The sequence below is a fragment of the Chryseobacterium sp. CBTAP 102 genome, from assembly GCF_003201365.1.
GTDB lineage: Bacteria > Bacteroidota > Bacteroidia > Flavobacteriales > Weeksellaceae > Chryseobacterium > Chryseobacterium candidae.
Genome location: NZ_QICX01000014.1, coordinates 45,153 through 61,948, shown reverse-complemented (window position 1 = coordinate 61,948; position 16,796 = coordinate 45,153). Strand labels below are relative to the sequence as shown.

At 36.4% G+C, this 16,796-nt stretch carries 14 protein-coding genes; 10 read left to right on the top strand and 4 right to left on the bottom strand.

Annotation, left to right across the window (positions count from 1 at the left end; translation table 11 throughout):
• Window positions 1-13 precede the first annotated feature (13 nt).
• The 6 genes from C8D70_RS17185 (at window position 14) to C8D70_RS17160 (ending at window position 7,391) form a co-directional block, all read left to right on the top strand.
• A complete protein-coding gene (locus C8D70_RS17185; RefSeq protein ID WP_181416151.1) occupies window positions 14-3,412 on the top strand; it encodes a T9SS type B sorting domain-containing protein in 3,399 nt (1,132 codons plus the stop codon).
• A gap of 203 nt (window positions 3,413-3,615) precedes the next feature.
• Window positions 3,616-4,410, top strand: a complete 795-nt coding sequence (locus C8D70_RS17180; protein ID WP_110368126.1) for a hypothetical protein — start codon at window positions 3,616-3,618, stop codon at window positions 4,408-4,410.
• A 290-nt stretch (window positions 4,411-4,700) separates the two neighbouring features.
• Window positions 4,701-5,465: a DUF6759 domain-containing protein gene (locus tag C8D70_RS17175; protein ID WP_110368125.1), complete on the top strand. Its 765-nt coding sequence runs from the start codon at window positions 4,701-4,703 to the stop codon at window positions 5,463-5,465.
• 96 nt (window positions 5,466-5,561) lie between these two features.
• Window positions 5,562-6,239, top strand: coding sequence for a tRNA (guanosine(46)-N7)-methyltransferase TrmB (gene trmB, locus C8D70_RS17170; protein WP_110368124.1), 678 nt, complete (start codon window positions 5,562-5,564; stop codon window positions 6,237-6,239).
• A gap of 13 nt (window positions 6,240-6,252) precedes the next feature.
• Window positions 6,253-6,954, top strand: coding sequence for a DUF6759 domain-containing protein (locus tag C8D70_RS17165; RefSeq protein ID WP_228408057.1), 702 nt, complete (start codon window positions 6,253-6,255; stop codon window positions 6,952-6,954).
• The gene (locus C8D70_RS17160) at window positions 6,951-7,391 is read left to right on the top strand and encodes a DUF6759 domain-containing protein (protein WP_076594877.1); all 441 of its coding nucleotides are present in this window, start codon (window positions 6,951-6,953) and stop codon (window positions 7,389-7,391) included. The genes C8D70_RS17165 and C8D70_RS17160 overlap by 4 nt, the downstream gene beginning before the upstream one ends.
• Before the next feature lie 238 nt (window positions 7,392-7,629).
• Here the strand turns inward: C8D70_RS17160 and rpsB are convergent, their stop codons facing one another.
• The 3 genes from rpsB to rplM form a co-directional block, all read right to left on the bottom strand.
• Window positions 7,630-8,391 (bottom strand): 30S ribosomal protein S2, encoded by a 762-nt coding sequence (gene rpsB / locus C8D70_RS17155; protein ID WP_062675707.1) that lies wholly within the window; start codon window positions 8,389-8,391, stop codon window positions 7,630-7,632.
• Window positions 8,392-8,598: 207 nt separating this feature from the next.
• Window positions 8,599-8,985, bottom strand: a complete 387-nt coding sequence (rpsI, locus tag C8D70_RS17150; RefSeq protein WP_002976218.1) for a 30S ribosomal protein S9 — start codon at window positions 8,983-8,985, stop codon at window positions 8,599-8,601.
• Window positions 8,986-8,991: 6 nt separating this feature from the next.
• Entirely contained in the window at window positions 8,992-9,447 is a 456-nt protein-coding gene (gene rplM, locus C8D70_RS17145) for a 50S ribosomal protein L13 (protein WP_002976217.1), read from the bottom strand.
• 347 nt (window positions 9,448-9,794) lie between these two features.
• Here rplM and C8D70_RS17140 point away from each other — a divergent pair, with 347 nt between their 5' ends.
• On the top strand, window positions 9,795-10,892 hold the full coding sequence (locus tag C8D70_RS17140; RefSeq protein ID WP_181416150.1) for a DUF3667 domain-containing protein: 1,098 nt from the start codon (window positions 9,795-9,797) through the stop codon (window positions 10,890-10,892).
• Window positions 10,893-10,930: 38 nt separating this feature from the next.
• On the opposite strand, the gene C8D70_RS17135 is transcribed toward C8D70_RS17140, so the two are convergent.
• Complete coding sequence (locus C8D70_RS17135; protein WP_076594875.1) at window positions 10,931-11,263, bottom strand: hypothetical protein; 333 nt, start codon at window positions 11,261-11,263, stop codon at window positions 10,931-10,933.
• 244 nt (window positions 11,264-11,507) lie between these two features.
• Here C8D70_RS17135 and C8D70_RS17130 point away from each other — a divergent pair, with 244 nt between their 5' ends.
• The 3 genes from C8D70_RS17130 to C8D70_RS17120 all read left to right on the top strand — a co-directional run bounded on the left by C8D70_RS17130 (window position 11,508) and on the right by C8D70_RS17120 (window position 16,765).
• A complete protein-coding gene (locus C8D70_RS17130) occupies window positions 11,508-11,906 on the top strand; it encodes a hypothetical protein (protein ID WP_110368123.1) in 399 nt (132 codons plus the stop codon).
• On the top strand, window positions 11,903-13,177 hold the full coding sequence (locus C8D70_RS17125) for a hypothetical protein (RefSeq protein ID WP_110368122.1): 1,275 nt from the start codon (window positions 11,903-11,905) through the stop codon (window positions 13,175-13,177). The genes C8D70_RS17130 and C8D70_RS17125 overlap by 4 nt, the downstream gene beginning before the upstream one ends.
• A gap of 240 nt (window positions 13,178-13,417) precedes the next feature.
• Window positions 13,418-16,765, top strand: coding sequence for a methylmalonyl-CoA mutase family protein (locus C8D70_RS17120; protein WP_110368121.1), 3,348 nt, complete (start codon window positions 13,418-13,420; stop codon window positions 16,763-16,765).
• The last annotated feature ends 31 nt before the right edge of the window (window positions 16,766-16,796 follow it).

Here is a 16,796-nt window from a genome sequence, read left to right as displayed (position 1 = left end):
AGACCACCGCTGAATGAAAAAAATTTTATGTTTTTTGTTTATGTTCTGTATTTTCACTTCTGCTTTTGCCCAGTTGGACCGAGAGCATTGGTTTGCTCCCATGATAGACAGATCAGGTGCTTCTTCTCCTTACCAGAAACTTTACTTATCTACTAACAGAACAACCCCTTTTCCTGTAAGCATTTATAACAATAATATTCTGATCGGGACGGTAAATATCAGTAAAAACAACCCTCAAAAGTTTGATGTATTAAGGACTTATATTATTACCAAACTGCAGGCAGATCTATTTACTCCAACATCTAAGGGGTTATATCTTAAAGCTGAATTTCCTTTTTATGCCAATCTAAGGTTCTCTGTGTTCAATCATGCGGAAATCCTTACTTCAAAAGGGATTCCTTCCACAGGACAAAAATTCTATGTAGCTTCTGCTCCTATCACAGTAAGCAATCCTATATTGAACTTTATGACAAGTATACTGGCAACTGAAGATAATACTTCCGTCACGATTTCCGGATATAGCCCTGCCGTTCAGTTTTCAAACGGAATGACCGGAGCAACCAACCCGACAATCACTTTCATTTTAAATAAAGGGCAATCTTATATTATTGATGGGATTGGAAATATCGCATCAAACTTTGATGGTTTTATTGGGGCTAAAATTACATCAACCAAACCAATCAATGTTACCAACGGAAATTTTAATGGACAATATGCAGGAAACATCACTTCCAGCTCAGATATTTTAATGGACCAGGCAGTACCTGTCAACAGACTCGGAAATGAATTTGCTCTTGTAAAAGGTAATGGTGCTATTGGTTCCCACATGGAAGGAGCTATTGTAATAGCTACTGAAGACAATACTCAGATATTTGTCAATAATGAAATTCTTCCTGTTTCTACCATCAATGCCGGAAAATACTTTGTAATTCCCGACTCAAAATACATCCTTCAGGGCAACGGACATTATAACTTATATCTCAAAACATCAAAAAATGCTTATGTCTACCAAATTTTAGCAGGAGCTGCAAATACAGGAAATGAAACGGCCACCGGTGGATTTAATTATATTCCTGCTTTGAACTGTTACCTGCCAAAGCAAATTAATGAACTTGGCCTTATCAATGAAAATTTTGTTCATTCCAATGGTAACCCCGGAGGAGTGCTTAATATTCCCACAAAACTAAATATTATTACTGAAAGAGGAGCTAACGTTACAGTGAACGGAGCTAGTCCTCCTGCAATAACCGGCCCTTACAACATGACGGGTACAACGAATTGGGTCACTTATGGAATACCCAACGTGACGGGTACGATTACTGTAGTTTCAGATAAAGCAATTATGGCTGGAATCAATGCCGGAAGTGATGCTGTAGGGTATGGAGGCTTTTTTGCGGGCTTTCCTACACAACCTGTTATTTTACAATCCGGAGGCGGCTGTATTCCGGGAATGATACTTACCGTAGATCCTTTAATCTATGATACCTACCAATGGTATAGAAACGGAATTATTGTTCCGGGAGCTACCACTTCGACAATCACCCCTACATTACCAGGATACTACACATGCTCTGTAACAATGGGAAGTTGTGCACCTTTGGTTACTGAACAATTTAAAGTTCTGAACTGTACAAAACTGACCAATACATCATATAACGTATGTAATGCTAAAACCATAATTCCTACATTCAGCAGTTCATCACAGACTCCCAGTCCAGGTACGGTAGCTATTACGACAGCGCCTTCATTAGGTACAGCTGTTGTAAACCCTGCTACTGGTATTATTACTTATACTGTAAATACTCTGGGCACATCAGGAACAGATACATTCACTTATACATTCTGCGGAAACGACCCCGACTTCCCGGATTGTGAAACAGTAACCGTTACCCTGAATATTCAGCCTCTAACGGTAATGAATGCAACATTATCTGCCTGTGATATCAATGGGCAGGGAACCTTCAATCTGACGACAGCCAATGTTACCAGCAATTCCCCTGTTACCATTACTTATTATCCTACCCTTCTGGATGCTCAGAATGAAAATGCCGCAGCATTGATAAATAACACAACCGCCTATACCGCAACTAACGGAACAATCATATATGCAGTTGTTAATGACCATATTGGCTGTAAAAATATTGCACAAATAACACTATCTCTTTTTAATAAAGCTATCATATTGGATAACTACAATGGTGTTTTCTGTGATGATAATCTGGATGGATCAGTTACTGTTGTGCTTTCCAATATTACCCCTATTGTATTGAATAACCCTAATTACTTTACGAATGTCAGATATTATGCAAATTTAGCAGATGCCAATGCAGGAAATAGCAATAGTCTCCCTAACAACTGGAGTTATACAGCAAACACAACCATTTATATCAGAGTAGATTCTCCTGATGGATGTGCTTCCGTAATCAAACCTTTACAATTCAGTATCGGAGCCAAAATAACATTGATTACAAAAAACGTTACTGAAAGCATCTGTGATGATGATTTAGATGGAATAAAAAACATCAACTTAACTCAGTTTATTCCTCAGTTTACATTAGATCCAAATGTAGCCTACACTTTCCATGCAACTTTAGCAGATGCGCAGAATAATGTGAATGCAGTTTCACCCACTGTTAATATTACGACTTCGCAGACTTATTATATCCGTTTTGAAAAAAATGGAATTTGTCCTGAAGTAGGCACTCTGAAAATCAACATTAAAGTTCCTAAGAAATCAGACATTCTAAAAGACAAGGCAATTTGTCCAAAAACAACTACAACACTTAATGCAGGACCTGGTTTTGAAAAATATTTATGGAGCACAGGAGCTACCACTCCTTCCATCACCAATGTCGGCCCCGGAAGTTATTGGGTAGAACTTACCTCCAATGGATGTGTTTACAAGCAATCCGTAAATGTTACAGAACTGCCGCTTCCTATAATAACCTCTATTGAAATTGACGGAACAACTGTAAAAGTTGGAGCAAGTGGTGGTACACCCCCTTATGAATATTCTTTAGATGGTGTAGTATGGCAAAGTTCTAATGTTTTCTACAATGTTCCCAGAGGAGCACACAATATATTTGTAAGGGACTCCAAAATGTGTGAGGATATTAAAAAACCCTTTGCCATTATCAATCTGATCAACACTATTACTCCAAATGGAGACGGCGTTAATGAAACAATAGACTATTCTGCTTTAATGAAGAATGATAATCTTGTATTTCGTATCTTTGACAGGTATGGTGCGGAAGTCTTCAGAGGTACTCCTGAAAACAGATACACCTGGGATGGAAGAATTGGTGGCAGGTATGTTCCTACAGCAAATTACTGGTACTTTATTACCTGGACAGAATATGGTTCCAATCTTCTGGTAAAATACACAAGCTGGCTACTTGTAAAACATAGATAACAACAGAAAGCCGGATGAAACATCAATTGAAGATTCAGCACCTCTTTCTTCCGGTTTTTTATATACATACCCTACTTTTTAAATGAATGGCAGGTTTCTAACACTCCTTAACAATTAAATCCCAAAGTTTAATATAACTTTAACCACTATTCTTCATCTAACTATATATAATTGCTTTATTTCTATGTAATTTTGCGCATTATATGAAGAAACTGTTTACTCTGCTGCTATTGGTTTTTCTGGCAAAAATTAATGCACAAATATATTCCGGGGAGGTATTTCTGAGAGACAACTCTATTTTATATCTCAATCAGGTGTATGTCACAAACTTGAATACACAAAAAACTGTTCTTACGGATTACAATGGTAATTTTAATATTCCGGCCAATACCGGGGATGTGATCCGGTTTACCTCTATTGTAACCGAAAGAAAAGATATCAAGCTTACCCCTCAATCCATGGAACAAAAAAATCTGGTTGAGCTTAAGATTGCCTATTATGAAATTCAGGAAATTGTTCTCAGCAGGTTCAAGCCTACCGGAAATCTTCGGTATGATGTAAATTCTTTAAGAAAAGAAGACAAAGCTTATGCTCTTAAAAAAGTAATTGGTCTTCCTGAACCAAAAGGTGACGGTACGCCTCCAGAACTGCCTGTTGCCGGACTTCGGGATGGAGGTCTTACCTTCAGTCTGGAAAGCATCTATGATATTCTTTCAGGAGAAAGAAAGAAAAAACAGCGTTATCAGGCCTATGAAAGGATGAACAGTTCTGTGGCACAGATCAAAAATTATCTGGGTAAAGATTATTTTGCCAAATTTAAAATACCGGAAAACTTAATTGATAACTTCCTTCAGTTTGTTTATTCCTCAGAAAACATCCAGGCTTATGTGCTGGCAGGCAACTTTGAAGCTGTGAAAGTGCCTATTGAAAAATACCTTCCAATCTACCAGAAAAGACTTAGAAGTTCGCATCTTCAGGAAGTTGTAGGCAGTAACTAGAAAATCAGGTAAAAAACAACTCAAAATATTTTATAACTCATGTATATTACATGGGTTATTTTTTTGTTGAATAGCTGGAAAGACCATCTATCCTTTACTGCTATTCGAAAAATATGAATTATTCAAATTTCACAACACATTATTCTTTAATGTTCAAAAATATGCTTAATTTTATCTCACAAACAAGTGTTTAAAAATAAAAAGCCTTGTATTTCGTTATCAAATAAAAACTAAGCAACCAAAACGCAAATTAAGAGTGAAGCACCGAATTTTTAATTTAATATTAATTAATGAAAAAATTACTTTTACTTCTTTGTTGTATGTTTTTCGTTACCATGTCTTCTCAAAAAAAAGGGAAAGACTACAGTAATATTTTGAAAAGTAAGAATATCTACGAGATTAATGCCTTTTTACGGGACGCCCATCCTGATGATCCCAAAAGATCCGTTCTGAAACCCAGGGTGATGGAAATGATGAAAGAGTATATCAAGAATGCACATCCTGCAGACCAAAAGGTAAAAGACATGCAGGAAATGCTTGCTATGCTGCGGAGAAGACCTTCTACCAAAATTACCTTTGATGAAATGAATGCCATCATCAAACAAAAACAGATTGCAAAATATAAAGCTGAGCTGGCTGCAAAACAATCTACCACTGTGTATACGCCCAGTACTGCCCAAAATACATATGTTGTCAACACTACTGCCAATAGCGCAATTCCCAACACTGAAGCAGAAGAGTTCAACATGTTAATGGCAGTCTCTCCTGTAGAACATAAAAACAGGACTGTAAAAATTTTAAATTCCTTATTTGATAATGATCCTAATGCTAAGGAATGCATTGTTTTGATTCAAAATAAGTCAGACTGCAATATCATTGTAAGAATGGAAGGTGTAGGAACTACCAAATATAGACTGGCAGTTCCTGCTCAGGGCGAAGGCTCCATTGTTATAGAAAAAGGGCAATATCTTTTTACCAGCCTGGTTTGCGGAGCTCAGTATGCTTCACAAAAAACAATTGAAAGACCCATTATGGTGGCTCTGGGAAGTCAATAATACACACCAAAGGCAAATTATCTCTATGTCTTTTACCACCAAAAGACATAGAGACTCCATAAATTTTCACTATTTTTGCACTCATTTTATAACTCAATGGGCAAGAATAAATTAGCAAGATTTGCAGAAAACAAAATATTACCGAATGTAATCCAGCCAACAAGGGAAGATGCTTTAAATGGTTTCGATCTTAAAGGAAAATGGAGAGACAATTTCTTTAAAAATGATAATCCAGTTATACTGGAATTAGGTTGTGGAAAAGGGGAATATTCTGTAGGGCTCGCAAAAACATTTCCTGAAAAAAACTTTATCGGAGTAGATATTAAAGGAGCAAGATTTTGGTTTGGCGCAAAAGAAGCTGTAGAAAACAACATGAATAATGTAGCGTTTTTGAGAACTCAGATTGAGCTTGTTGATTATTTCTTTGCAGAAAATGAAGTTGACGAAATTTGGATTACATTCCCGGATCCACAGATTAAATACAAAAGAACAAAACACAGATTAACACATCCGGATTTTTTAAACCGATATAAAAAGTTCCTGAAGCCAGGAGGTATCATTCACCTTAAAACCGATTCAGAATTCCTGCATGGGTATACGCTTGGATATCTGCAAGGAGCAGGTTATGAGATCATTTCTGCCCACCATGATATATATGGTGCACCAGAATACGATCCTAATACAGAGCATTTGAGAGATATCAAAACGTATTATGAAGAGCTATTCTCAGCGAAAGGAAAAACCATTACTTATATCAAATTCCGGATAAACTGATGAATTAAACGATATGATGAAAAAAAATTTTTTAACAATTTTATTCTTCACATTTCTTATCTCCAACTTTACACAGGCCCAAAAGAGCAGTAAAGACATTTTAAAAAGCACAAATATTAAAGAAATTGAAGAATACCTGAAGAACGCACACCCTGACGATCCTAAAAAAACCGTGCTGAAGCCCAAGCTTATTGCTTTAAAAAACTCCGAATGGACAAAGGGTGCACTTACTGCCAAACCTATGGAAGCAAGGTCTGTTATTGCGGATATTCCGAAGAACGCGATGAGGAATCCTGATTCTGATGATGCGGAAGAGTTTAGAAAGCTTATTGCTGAAACATCTGCTGAACATAAGGAGAAGACAGTAAAGGTGCTGAACGCTATGTTTAATGAGGATATCAGCCGCAATGAAGCTATTCTCTTATTCAAAAATAATTCTGACTGCAATATTGTATTACGGATAGAAGGAAAAGAGTTTTATAATCTTGCAGTTCCTGCTCGTGCAGAAAACTTCATTGTACTTAAAAAAGATTCATATACGCTTAGCAGCAACATCTGTGATATGAAATATTCCTCTCAGAAAGACATTAAAAAAAGTATATTTGTAACAATAGACAACCCGAAACCCTCCAATGTTGAACTGAAATCAATTCAAAAGGAGCAGATAACGGAGCAATCACAGAAAAAACAAAAGTCAAAAAATAAAATAGGATGAAAAAACTATTAGTTCTTACCGGAACTTCATTGATTCTTGCCAGCTGTAATGTCAATTATGGAGCCTACCCGGGAGGAACTTCCTACCCTTATCCTGCCAACAATTCCGGTAACAGAGCCAATACAGAAAGAGAGTACAATGATCTTATAAAGACTTATAAACCGGAAACAGCCGACGTACTTAATGACCTTCTTAATAGTGATGATCCTAAAAATCCCAGGACCTCTATTTCTGTAGAAAATAAATCCCCATGCAATATGGTGCTTACAGTAAGCGGAGGTAATTTTTTCAAGAAAATTCCTATTGGTGCCGGTAAGATAGGATACACTATGGTTCCTAAAAATCAGAACTACAGATTATCCGGGGTTGTGTGCAACTCTATTTACCAGTCTACAAAGTTTGTCACAACTTCTTATTCTGTAAAACTTTCAAACTAACATACAGCCCGCAGAGTTTCTGTGGGTTTTTATTTTAAATAAAAAATTCTGATATTTTCTTGCAATGAATAGCCAAAAGATACTAAACAAGATTATTTTAAAACTTTCAAGGTAAAATTGATCACTAAGTATAAAAATGAGTTTTATACATACTTTTCTAAGAAATAGCTCTTGTATATAAATAAAAAAACGCTGGACCGAAATCCAGCGTTTTTCCTATATTAAAGAAAATCTTCAATTATTCTGCATCGAAATCAGCATCTGTATCAGCAGATACTTTTTCTCCTTCTTCTTTAGATTTTTCTTTATCAGCTTTTCTTTGAGACTGACCTTCTTTGATAGATTCAGAAACTACGCTAAGGATCATATCAATAGACTTAGAAGCATCATCGTTTCCTGGGATAACGAAGTCAACTTTTCTAGGGTCAGAGTTTGTATCAACGATACCGAAAACTGGAATACCAAGTTTCTTAGCTTCAGTTACCGCGATGTGTTCTCTCAAGATATCAACTACAAATACAGCAGATGGAAGTCTCACCATGTCAGCGATAGAACCTAAGTTCTTCTCCAGGTTAGCTCTTTGTCTGTCAACTTGTAATCTTTCTTTTTTAGATAAAGTTTCGAATGTACCGTCTTTTTTCATTTTGTCGATAGCATTCATCTTCTTTACAGCCTTTCTGATAGTAACGAAGTTCGTTAACATACCACCTGGCCATCTTTCTGTAATATAAGGCATATTAAGTTCAGAAGCGTGTTTTGCAACTACTTCTTTCGCTTGCTTTTTAGTCGCTACGAAAAGAACTTTTTTACCTGCAGAAGTTAATTTTTCTAAAGCGCTGCATGCTTCATCTAATTTAACTGCTGTTTTATGTAAGTCTACAATGTGAATACCGTTTTTCTCCATAAAAATGTATGGAGCCATATTTGGATTCCACTTTCTAGTCATGTGACCGAAGTGTACGCCAGCCTCTAAAAGGTCTTTTACATTTGCTTTTGCCATGTTTTCTGTTTTTGTTAGTTTACTTTCCGTCTTTTAAACAATCAACAACTTCTTTAGATGGGAGAAGCGTTTGGATGCTAAACGTAACGGGCAATTGGCGGTCTGCTTTTTGCTTTTGGCAATGGGCTTTTCGCCGAGATTAAGTTTAAAAAAAATTTAATACATTTCTGTAGCCAGTAGCCATAAGCCATCTGCCAACGAGAAATCTTAACGTTTTGAGAATTGGAATCTCTTTCTTGCTTTTTTCTGACCTGGCTTCTTTCTTTCCACCATTCTTGCGTCTCTTGTAAGTAAACCAGCTGGCTTCAATGCTAATCTGAACTCAGCGTTGATTTCGCATAAAGCTCTAGAAATACCTAATCTGATAGCCTCTGCCTGACCTGTATTTCCACCACCGAATACGTTTACGGTAACGTCATACTGACCAACAGTCTCAGAAAGGATAAACGGTTGGTTTAATTTGTAAACCATCACGTCTGTAGAGAAATATTCTTTAGCATCTTTACCGTTTACTGTAATAACACCAGAACCTGGTTTTACATAAACTCTAGCTACAGAAGTTTTTCTTCTTCCGATTTTGTGAACTATAGACATAATTAATTATTTAAATTCGTTAACATTAATTGTTTTTGGCTGTTGAGCTTCATGTTTGTGCTCAGTTCCTTCATATAAATAAAGGTTCTTAAGGATAGCAGCTCCTAATCTGTTTTTAGGCAACATACCTTTTACAGACTTTTCTAATACCTTTAAAGAATCTTTCTTTTGAAGTTCAGCCGCAGTCATAGACTTCTGCCCACCAGGGTATCCTGTATGCCAGATATAAGTCTTATCAGCCCACTTGTTTCCGGAAAGTGTAATTTTCCCAGCATTCAAAACGATTACGTTATCACCACAATCTACGTGAGGTGTGTAGTTCGTTTTGTGCTTACCTCTCAAAATCTTTGCAACCGTAGAAGCTAATCTACCTAACGGCTGTCCTTCAGCGTCTACCACAACCCATTCTTTATTAGCAGTAGCTTTGTTCGCTGAAACAGTTTTGTAACTTAATGTATTCACACGTTTTAGTTAAAGATTAAACATAATTTACCCCTAAAAGGGTGTGCAAAGGTACAAATTATTTTTGTAACCCAAAAACATATTTTATTTAATCTATATAATCTTTTCCCTGCCCCCTTCTATTAATAGATTTTAACACTATTTACAATTTTGGCACAGATCTTGAAAACTCATGAGCCGATGAAAAATACACTTCCAAGATTCTAAAAACACCAATGAAACAGCAAAGAGTTTATTCCCTCAACTCTTTCTTTTATTAAGTTTACTGTAACGATTCTGTAAGATATATTAACATCATCACAATTTCATCGAAATAATTATATTTGTGGCAATCATATTCCATAATCATGAGCCACGGAAAAATAAGAGATGATAAAACCTGCCTCAACTGCGGGCATCAGGTTGAAGAAAGGTTTTGTCCCCACTGCGGACAGGAAAATACTGAAAGACGACAGCCCTTCTACTTTCTTTTCACCCATTTCATTGAAGACTTCACTCATTATGACGGGCAGTTCTGGGGAACAGTAAAAAATTTGTTATTTAGACCCGGCAAACTGACAAACACTTATCTGGAAGGAAAGAGACAGAAATTCGTTCCTCCTGTAAAGCTTTATATTTTTGTCAGTTTCATTACATTTTTCGTTTTTGCTCTGTTTCCTATGGTTAATATAGGCTCTACAAAAGAGGGAAATAGTGGTGAAAATAATAAAACAAACTTTTTAAAAGTCATGAAACCTGTCGGAAAACAAAAGCTTATAGACAGTATAAAAGCAAAAAAATATCTGACTGAAAAAGACTCTCTTGCGATTGAAGGAATAAAAGCAGTTCCTGACTCTTCTGAAATAGAAGATATGATTGACATGGACAAAACAATAGATCCGGATTTTACTTTTGGTGACTACAAAACCAGGAAGGCTTATGATTCTGCTAAAGCCAAAAATCCGTCATCTCTTAGTTTTATTGAAGCCCCTATCATTCACAAATTCTTTGAGCTTAAAGAAAAAGGCGTGAAGAAAAAGGAAATTATTGCCGGTATGGTAGAAAAGTCATTTCATAATCTCCCAAAAGCACTTTTTATCTATCTCCCTCTTTTCGCATTATTTTTATGGATCTTTCATAGTAAGAAAAAATGGTGGTACTTTGATCACGGAATTTTCACGCTGCATTACTTCTCGTTTTTACTGCTTACCATATTATTGATATTCTTACTTACCAAATTGGCGGGTCTCACAGACTTCTGGCTGATTAATACCATTTTATATTTAGCAATATCACTCCTGTCATTATACACTATGGCCTATTTCTTTATTGCTCACAGGCGGGTTTATCGCGCCCATGGTTTGGTAAGCATTATTCTCGGAATGATATTATTCACCATTAACTTTATTGCATTCATGTTTTTGCTTTTAGGCCTTGCTCTAATAAGTTTCATGATGATTCATTAATAATAAAAGAGGCTTTCAATTGTGAAAGCCTCTTTTATTTATTTTCTTAATGACTTAGTTGCCCTAAAGCTTGCTATTACATAATAGGCTACAAACACCATAGAAAACTTTAGAATGGATGGAATAGCCAGTTCAAGTTTAAAAATTAAAGTACCTGCACCAACCAGAATCGCCATCACTACAAAAGACAGTCCCAGTTTTTTAGCCAGTGTAAAATCTGGAGTATCCAAATAATAAGCAATACCCCAGGCCGCACCAAAAGCAATAGCATAATAGAACTCCAAACCAATGTTTTCTGAACTTAAAAAGAAATAATTAATCAGGAAGCTTACTACAGTTCCCAATGCGAAATATATCAACGCTTTTTGCATGTCTGTAAAAATATGCTGCAAAAATAGAGAATTTAATCGGGGTGCAGAATTGTCGCAAACATTTAATTATTGAAACCAACAATATCACCCAAAAAGGTAATTGACCACAAACATTACAAATTATAAATTTGAAATAGAATCAGGAGCTGAGATATCCTCCTAATCATTTTGCAGGGTATCGAAGAGGAAACATCTGATTTTTCAAAAATTAAAAAAACAATTACAAACCAAAAAAACAATAGACATGAAAAAGATTCCAAAAAAAACAGTAGAAATTACGGACTTTAACGAAGACAATGTTGAAGTGAATGTAATAATCAGTGCCAATACACAATTTGGTGATCCCCATTTTATCATCAATGGAACCCGGATAGATGACAACAATTTAAAAGATGACGGATTTTCTTTTACTATTCCAAAAGCAGATGTAAAGTCCGGTAATTTACTTTTTGCAACTTCTTTTAATATTAATATGCAGGTAAACCATCTGCAGATCTTAATCAATACATGCAGAATAAAATTCGAGTTCCCTCAAATTCCTAGCAAGAATTTTGACTTCAACCCCTTTAAAGGTAAAACAACCGAAGATTTAGCTGGCAGATTCATCTATGGAGTCTATAAGTACATAAATATTGAGCTATGAAAAAGATATTACTAGTAACTCTGACAGTTGGATCAACATTACTATTTTCTCAAAACAAAAAAATTAGTGCAGAGTTAAACAAGCTGGAGCTTTCCAATGCTCCAAGTGTAATACTTCTCGGCTTGGCAACTTCTGATCTGGAAACCCCAAAATCGAAAAAAGCATTCATGACCAGTATTGTGAATTCTTTCAGCGAAAATGAAGGTCTTCCCAATGCGTACGCAGTAGAACTTACCCCGACCCATTTATTTCCTCTGACGGAAATGGATGCGTTGAAATACGCTGGCATTAAAACCATCAAAAATGCTGATAATAGAAAAGAGGAGTATAAAAATAACATTTTCAGTGAAGCAAAAAACGTTTCAGTCTCATTTGCCTTTCTGAAAAATTATAAAATTGAAAATCTTGAAACGGAAAATCCTTCGGTATCTTTTTCTTTGCGAACTACAGTAGTTAAAATAAGAAATAAAAAAAATATAGAGGCTATCACAACCTCAAACACGAATATATCAAAGGAATTAACCGATATCCAGGAAGAGTTTAGAAAATCAAAGGAATATAATGATATAGAAGCATCCAATGCCAGCCCAGATGAAAAAAATGAGATGAGGGTAAAAGCGCTAGAAAAGTTCGTCCCAGATTACTACAAGACAGAAACTGAAAATTATAAAAAATACCTTGACGAAAAACCTGCTTTTCAATTAGATGTCGCTTCGGCCTACAGTACTTTCTTTTTAGATAACCAGTTTAAAAATAATCAATTCGGGAAATTTGGGGTTTGGCTGACAATGAGTTCTGGAATCAATCTGGAAAGGAGAAATCAAGAGCCAAAGCCAAAATCAGCTGAAGAACAAAAGTTAGCCGCAAATCAAAAGAACGAAAAGCCCAAAGTAATGATCAAAGAAACCCCTGAAGACCCTTCAAAGATTGAAAAACGATTAAATTTTTATGCCGTTGCAAGATACATGCAGGACAAAACAGTTTATGATGTTGCCAACGGGTTCAGCAAAACCAACAATTATGATTTTGGTGGAAAAATAGAGCTTGTTTATAATAAATTTTCCATTGGGTATGAATTCATTTACAGAAGCAGTGATTTAGACAATACCTATCGTTCTAACGGAATCATTAACTATAAAGTATCCGACAGCGTTTATATTAATGCAGCTTTTGGAAAGAATTATGGTGATAAGGATAATCTGATTTCATTTTTAGGGTTGAACTGGGGATTGGACAGCAAAAGAAAAACACTTTTTTCAGAGAAACAATAAAGGAAGCTTTCTGAAACCAAACTTATGGTTAAAAATGTCGGTAGATTTTGATCTGCCGACATTTTTATTATTACAGAGCAGCGTAATAATCTGTAAAATACTGATTCAGCCTCTGACAAAGTCTACAAAACCAAAAAAAAACAATTATTATAAATGTTTAAAAATCAAAACATTAAATTACAAGTCTTGGTTTTCATTTTATTACTATATTTGAGAACTTAGAAACTGTCTAGAATTTTTATGGAAACCCAAAAATATACTCCAACCAACAAGGTAAGAATCGTAACTGCTGCCTCATTATTTGACGGGCATGATGCTGCAATCAATATTATGCGTCGTGTCATCCAGGGAACAGGATGCGAAGTGATCCACTTAGGACACGATAAATCAGCAGAAGAAGTTGTAAATACAGCAATCCAGGAAGATGCTAATGCTATTGCATTAACTTCTTATCAGGGAGGTCATAACGAATATTTTAAATATATTTATGATCTTTTGAGGGAGAAAAATTCACCGCAGATCAAAATTTTTGGCGGCGGTGGCGGTGTAATCCTTCCGGAAGAAATCAAAGACCTGATGTCTTACGGAATCGACAGAATTTATTCTCCGGATGATGGCCGTGAGCTGGGACTTCAGGGAATGATTGATGATCTGGTACAAAGATCAGATTTTGCTACAGGAAAAGATGTTACAGCAAAAGATCTTGATGATATCAGCTTTGAAAATCCGTCAAGCATTGCTCAAATTATTTCAGCTGTTGAAAACTTCTCAGAAGAAAAACCTGAGCTTGTAAAAGCAATCGATGAAAAATCTAAAGATCTGACTATTCCAATCATTGGTATTACAGGTACCGGAGGAGCTGGTAAATCATCACTAACAGATGAATTGGTAAGACGTTTCTTACGTTCAAATAAGGATAAAAAAATCGCTATTATTTCCATTGACCCTTCGAAAAAGAAAACCGGAGGGGCTTTATTAGGCGACAGAATCCGTATGAACGCGATCAATGATCCAAGAGTTTATATGCGTTCTATGGCAACCAGAGAAAATAACGTTTCTGTTTCTCCTTTCATTCACTCTGCACTGAATGTATTGAAACTGGCCCGTCCTGATATCATCATTCTTGAAACTTCGGGGATCGGGCAGTCTGGTTCAGAAGTTTCTGATTTTGCGGACGTTTCCATGTATGTAATGACTCCAGAATATGGAGCATCCACTCAGTTGGAAAAAATCGACATGTTAGACTATGCAGATCTTGTCGCATTGAATAAATCTGACAAGCGTGGTGCATTGGATGCACTTCAGGCGGTAAGAAAACAGTTCCAGAGAAATCATTTACTATGGGAAAGCCCGTTAGACGATATGCCGGTATATGCAACCAAAGCATCTCAGTTTAATGATCATGGAACTACAGAATTATACAACAGATTGGTTTCAAAAGTAAATGATAAATTCTCTGAATTAAATCTAAAAACCTTTGTAGAACAGGAAATTACAGAAGAAGTAACCATCATTCCTCCGAAAAGAGTCCGTTACCTTTCTGAAATCGTTGAAAACAATAAACAATACGACATCAATATTGAAAAACAGGCAGAATTAGCCAGAAAAATGTATCATATTGAAGGCGTTAAAAATATCATTTCCAATGACGTTCTGGATGCTGAATATCAAAAAGCAGAAAAAGAACTTCAACAGGATAATATCGACTTCCTAAAGACTTGGGACGACACGAAAAAAGCTTTCCATGCAGAGTTTTATTCTTATTTTGTGAGAGGAAAAGAGATCAAGGTTGAAACTTCTACTGAGTCTTTATCTCACTTAAGAATTCCAAAAATTGCATTACCAAAATACAATGACTGGGGAGATCTGATCAAATGGAAAGGACAGGAAAACCTTCCGGGAAGCTTCCCTTACACTGCAGGTATTTATCCGTTCAAGAGAACCGGAGAAGATCCTACAAGAATGTTTGCAGGAGAAGGAGGTCCTGAAAGAACCAACAGAAGATTCCATTATGTTTCTGCAGAAATGCCTGCAAAACGTTTATCTACAGCTTTTGACTCTGTTACACTATACGGTCAGGATCCGGCTTTACCACCGGATATTTATGGTAAAATCGGAAATGCGGGAGTTTCTATTGCAACACTGGATGATGCCAAGAAATTATATTCCGGATTTGATCTTGTGAATGCATTGACTTCGGTTTCAATGACGATCAACGGTCCTGCACCAATGCTGCTGGCTTTCTTTATGAATGCCGCCATTGATCAGAATGTTGAAAAATATATTAAAGAAAACGGTTTAGCATCTAAAGTTGAAGCTAAGCTTAAAGAAAAATTTGACGATAAAGGGTTAGAAAGACCGAAATACAACGGTGAGCTTCCTCCATCCAACAATGGTTTAGGATTACAGCTTTTGGGATTAACAGGTGATGAAGTAATCCCTGCTGATGTCTATGCAGAAATCAAAGCTAAAACGATTGCTACGGTTCGTGGCACCGTTCAGGCTGATATCTTAAAAGAAGACCAGGCACAGAATACATGTATCTTCTCTACGGAGTTTGCCTTAAGATTAATGGGTGACGTTCAGGAATATTTCATCAGAGAAAAAGTAAGAAACTTCTACTCTGTTTCTATTTCAGGATACCATATTGCCGAAGCGGGAGCGAATCCGGTTTCCCAATTAGCATTCACACTGGCTAATGGTTTCACTTATGTGGAATATTACTTAAGCCGTGGAATGGATATCAATGATTTTGCACCGAACTTATCTTTCTTCTTCTCCAATGGTATTGATCCTGAATATTCAGTAATCGGACGCGTGGCAAGAAGAATCTGGGCAAAAGCAATGAAATTAAAATACGGCGCAGACGAAAGAAGCCAGATGCTGAAATACCACATCCAGACTTCAGGACGTTCTCTGCACGCTCAGGAAATTGATTTCAACGATATCAGAACCACTCTTCAGGCTCTTTATGCAATCTATGATAACTGTAATTCACTTCACACCAATGCGTATGACGAAGCGATCACAACTCCTACTGAGCAGTCTGTAAGAAGAGCGATGGCAATTCAGCTGATCATCAACAAAGAATTAGGATTGGCTAAAAACGAAAATCCGCTTCAGGGATCATTCATCATTGAAGAATTAACGGATCTTGTAGAAGAAGCTGTATATGCAGAATTCGACAGAATCACAGAAAGAGGCGGTGTTCTTGGAGCAATGGAAACGATGTACCAACGTTCAAAAATCCAGGAAGAATCCATGCATTACGAGTGGCTGAAGCATACTGGTGAATATCCGATCATCGGAGTAAATACTTTCTTAGGAAAAGATGGTTCTCCAACCGTTTTACCAGGAGAAGTTATCCGTTCTACTGAAGAGGAGAAACAGGCACAGATTGAATCTCTTCACAACTTCCAGCAGGCGAATGACAGCAAATCTGAAGAAGCCTTGAAACAACTTCAGCATGCAGCTATTAACCAGCAAAACTTATTTGAAGTAATGATGGATGCCGTGAAATATTGTTCTCTGGGACAAATTACCAATGCTTTATTTGAAGTAGGCGGTAAGTACAGAAGAAACATGTAAACCATAATTGGACATACATTTTTTATAAATC